General features: G+C 61.3%; 3 protein-coding genes. All 3 read right to left on the bottom strand.

What is annotated here, in order from left to right:
- Positions 1-1,319 (bottom strand): serine/threonine-protein kinase (locus tag AYR66_RS03405; RefSeq protein WP_141104146.1); only part of this gene is annotated, 1,319 nt, incomplete at its 3' end.
- A 220-nt stretch (positions 1,320-1,539) separates the two neighbouring features.
- Positions 1,540-2,127 carry a chalcone isomerase family protein gene (locus tag AYR66_RS03400; RefSeq protein WP_088706353.1) on the bottom strand — a complete coding sequence of 196 codons (588 nt, stop codon included), beginning with the start codon at positions 2,125-2,127 and terminating at the stop codon, positions 1,540-1,542.
- A gap of 27 nt (positions 2,128-2,154) precedes the next feature.
- Complete coding sequence (locus tag AYR66_RS30345; protein WP_088706352.1) at positions 2,155-3,831, bottom strand: methyl-accepting chemotaxis protein; 1,677 nt, start codon at positions 3,829-3,831, stop codon at positions 2,155-2,157.
- Between the last annotated feature and the right edge of the window lie 243 nt (positions 3,832-4,074).

Raw genomic sequence — 4,074 nt, 5'->3', positions numbered from 1 at the left:
GGCGGTTCGCGGGTTTCTTCCTTCACCACTTCCGGCGTCTCGGTTACCTGCTCCTTCGATCCTTTGTAGTAATTGAATGCCAGCGTCGCCAGCAATGCCGCCGCGAATGCGGCGCCGCCGATGAATGCAAACGGCGGCACCTTTCCCGTACTGCTCATTTCCTTGTAGAAGAGATCGACGCCCGGCGTGCGCTTTTCGCGCTCGAATTCCAGCGCATGGCGCAAGGCTTTCCATGGACGATTGCCGAGGTTCTGCGGGCGCTGGGGCTTGAGCCCCGAGTTGCGTGCCTGCGTCGCCGGCACACGGTCGAAGGGATGACGGCCGGTCAGCAATTCATAGGCAATGCAGGCCAGCGCGTAGACATCGTCGCGCGGGTCAGGCTCACGGTTTTCCAGCATTTCCGGGCTGGCGTAGGCGGGCGTCATCGCGCCGAGGCTGCCGGGGTCGAACACCGTTGCCTCAACCTGCTCTTCCGGCTTGTGGAACACGCGGGCAATACCGAAGTCGATCACCTTCACTTCGTCGTTGTCGGTGATGAACACATTGGCTGGCTTCAGGTCGCAATGCACGAATCCGCGTTCATGCGCATAGGAAAGCGCCTTGGCAATGCCGGCAATCACGTGCATCGCCTCCGCATAGGGTACGCCGCCGAACCCCGGCGCGCGCAGCATGCGGCTCAGCGGTCCGCCGGTCAGGTATTCCATGGTCAGGTAGACCATCGCTCCGTCGCGGTCGAAGTCGTATACCCGCACGATGTTGGGATGCGCGAGCGCCTGCGCCTTCTTGGCTTCACGCTGCAGCGCGATCAGCGATTTCGGGTGGCCCCGAAACTGGACGTTCAGTACCTTTATCGCGATATAGGGATTACGGTCGGACGCCTCCAGCTTGCGCATGTCCAGCGCCTTGTAGACCGTGCCCATGCCGCCGAAGCCAATGCACTCTTCCAGCACGAAACGCCCGTTGAGCGTATCGCCCACGCCCTTGATGCGTTCCAGCCCGTCAACCATTTCAGAGGTGTAACGGGTCTCGCCGCCCGACGCATACGGCGGCATGGTGCTGCGGATCGATCCTGTGCGCACGCGCGTTTCGTTGCCATTCATGCTGCGGGTCGATTCCACAACGCGCTCGACGCGGCGTTGCAGTTCCGCATATACGTCCGGCGGCAGGTGGCCGCGCGTGTTCTCGTCGTCGAGGATTTCCAGCAACTTGGTGGAGTCGGCGCCGCTGGACGCGAGCGCACGGTCGACCTGCGCGAAGAATTCATTGTGCGAGACTCCGCCCCCCTGGAAGTTGCGGATCGCGTGCGCTAGGCTAGCCATGGGTTTAGTGCTGGACATGAGGGCCGAGGGAATACTGTTGAATACTGCTCGCCCGCTGCTTGCTCGTTTTAATATAGTACAAACTGTCGCGATTGAATGTTGCGGTCCGATCCCGGCGCAACACTTCTTTTTCCGTCGGAAACACGTCCTTTCGTGCGATCAAAAAAAACGCGCCCGAAGGCGCGTTGGAAGAGAGAAACGGTTTGTATGGCGCCGGAGATCATCCGCCCAGCAATGCCTGCTTCAGCGTATTGTCCACCGGCTTCTCGCCCAGCCAGATGCGCATGAAGGCGTTGTAGAAGGCGATGTCCGGCAGCACTTCGCCGACGCGCTTGTCGTTCACCAGCACATGCATTCCTTGCCCCGGAATCCAGTCGGAGGTGATGGTGTCGCCCTTGTTGAGTTTGGGGATGGACGCGAAGATTTCGCCCATCTTCACCGTCTGGTTCACGAACTTGGCTTTTTCCGCCTTGTCGGAATTCGCATTCAGGCCATCCATGAAGGCCTGCCCGAGTTCTTCATTGTTGACGTCGCGCAGCAACACCAGCTTGATGCGGCGCGGTCCGTTAAGGGCCATGATGTCCGGCACCGCCTTTTTCTTCTCCGGCAAGTAGAGACCGGCGGCATAGACCTTGAACACGGCCCAGGTGCGCAGGCCGGCACCGTTTAGCTTCAGGTCCTGGTTGGCGACCTTGGTGCTTTCATCCATCTTCACGCCGCCGACTTCCATCGCGTGCGCATTCATTCCCAGTCCCATCACGAAGGCAGCGGCAATGGCCATGCCCTTGAAGCATTTCATCGTTTTCATGTTGTCTCCTGTTGCGGCTATATCAAATCAAAACTCTTCCCATCCGTCCTTGGCGTTCACTGCTGCCGCCAGCTGGCGGGCAGGACGGACCGGAGCCTTCGTCTTCTGCGGCAAGGTAACCACCGTCGCCGACTTCGGCTGTGCCGTCACGGGCAAGCTGTTGTTGAGCTTGAACACGCTGACCAGCTGCGACAGCGCCGACGCCTGGTTCTGCATCGATTCGGCGGACGCCGCGGCCTCTTCCACCAGCGAAGCGTTCTGCTGGGTCACGCCGTCCATCTGCACGATCATATGATTGAGCTGTTCGATGCTGGCGCTCTGCTCCTGGTTGGCGGCAGTGATCTCGGCCATGATCCCGGTTACGCGGCGCACGCTGGCGACCACCTCGTTCATGGTGCTGCCCGCCTCGTCCACCAGCCGCGCGCCGGTGTCGACCTTGTCGACCGAGTCGCTGATGAGCTGCTTGATTTCCTTCGCGGCGCTGGCCGAGCGCTGCGCCAGGTTGCGCACCTCGGCGGCCACCACCGCAAAGCCCCTGCCCTGCTCCCCGGCGCGCGCCGCTTCGACAGCCGCGTTCAGCGCCAGGATATTGGTCTGGAAAGCGATGCCGTCGATGACACCGATGATGTCCACGATCTTGCGCGATGACTCGTTGATCGAGCCCATGGTCTGCACCACCTGCGATACCACCGCGCCGCCCTTCTCCGCGATGTTCGACGCGGTTGCCGCAAGCTGGTTGGCCTCGCGGGCATTCTCGGCGTTCTCGCGCACGGTCTGCGTGAGCTGGCCCATGGACGAGGCGGTTTCCTGCAGCGCACCGGCTTGTTCCTGCGTATGGTGCGAGAGATCCATGTTGCCGCTGGCGATTTCGCGTGACGCGGCGGCGATGGTCTCGGTGCCCTGGCGCACATCGCCCACCAGCGTGGCGAGGCTTTGATTCATGTGTTGCAGGGCTTTCATCAGCTCGCCGGTTTCATCCTGCGTGCGGACCTGGATGTCGCTGGTGAGGTCGCCGTCGGCGACGCGCTTGGCCACCTCCACCGCCTCGTTCAGCGGACCGGTGATGCGGCGCGTGGTCAGGAAGCCGACCAGGATGCTCAGCGCAGCGGCGCCTGCTGCCAGCGCGAGGATGAAGAGCGCGGTCTGGCTGGCGGCAGCGGTGGAGTCTTCGCCCGCCTGCGCCATCTCGCCGTCCTGCTGCTTGACAAAGGCATCGAGCTGCTCGAAGTACTTGCCCTGCAGCGGTCGCACCGAGAACATCAGCTTGACCATCGCCTCGTCCTTCTTGTCCTCGTTGATGAGGGCCACGAACTTGTTCTGCGCCGGGATGAACTTGTCGCGCAACTCGCCGATGGCGGTCACCTGCTCCTTGCCCTTGCCGTCGCTGATGATGGTGCCGAGCCGGTTGATGGACGCGTCGATGCTCTTGTTGCGCTCCGCGATATTGGCCAGCTCTTTCTTGATCTGCCCGGCATCCTGCATGACCAGCACGTTGAGCATGCTGCGGATGCTTTCGTCGAGGTCGGCCTTGATCTTGTTGGCGACCACCGTCTTCGGGTAACGGTCGTTCACCATGTGGTTGATTTCTTCGGCCAGGCTGGAGATGCGCAGGTAGGCCAGGCAGGCCAGCAGGACCAGCAATGTGGTCACGACCCCGAATCCCAGGGCCAGGCGCTGACCGATGCGCATGCGGTTCAGATTCATGTCTCCCTCCTCGAATTTTGAGTAGCGGTTACCATTCAGGTACCGCCTGGCGTCCGTTTCTGTGCCGGACTGGCTTGAGGCTCTCATTGCACTATGGCAACGGACGTGATCATAGCCCGACTTGCCAAAAGTTTCGCTTGGGAGATTAGAAGCACCGCTCTAGCTTTTCCGAGCCTGCATATTTGACAAGGAATGTACCGATGACCACGAAACGCCTGCCTCCTTACATCGTCCGGAATTCCG

Origin of the sequence: Noviherbaspirillum denitrificans (assembly GCF_002211445.1) — a bacterium.
GTDB lineage: Bacteria > Pseudomonadota > Gammaproteobacteria > Burkholderiales > Burkholderiaceae_D > Noviherbaspirillum > Noviherbaspirillum denitrificans.
Note: the sequence above shows the minus strand (reverse complement) of the source record. Positions and strands in the feature narration are given on the sequence as shown.

Bases quoted from the DNA above. Each gene is read 5' to 3' on its own strand.
- AYR66_RS03400 (WP_088706353.1), bottom strand. From the start codon at position 2,127: ATGAAAACGATGAAATGCTTCAAGGGCATGGCCATTGCCGCTGCCTTC.
- AYR66_RS30345 (WP_088706352.1), bottom strand. From the start codon at position 3,831: ATGAATCTGAACCGCATGCGCATCGGTCAGCGCCTGGCCCTGGGATTC.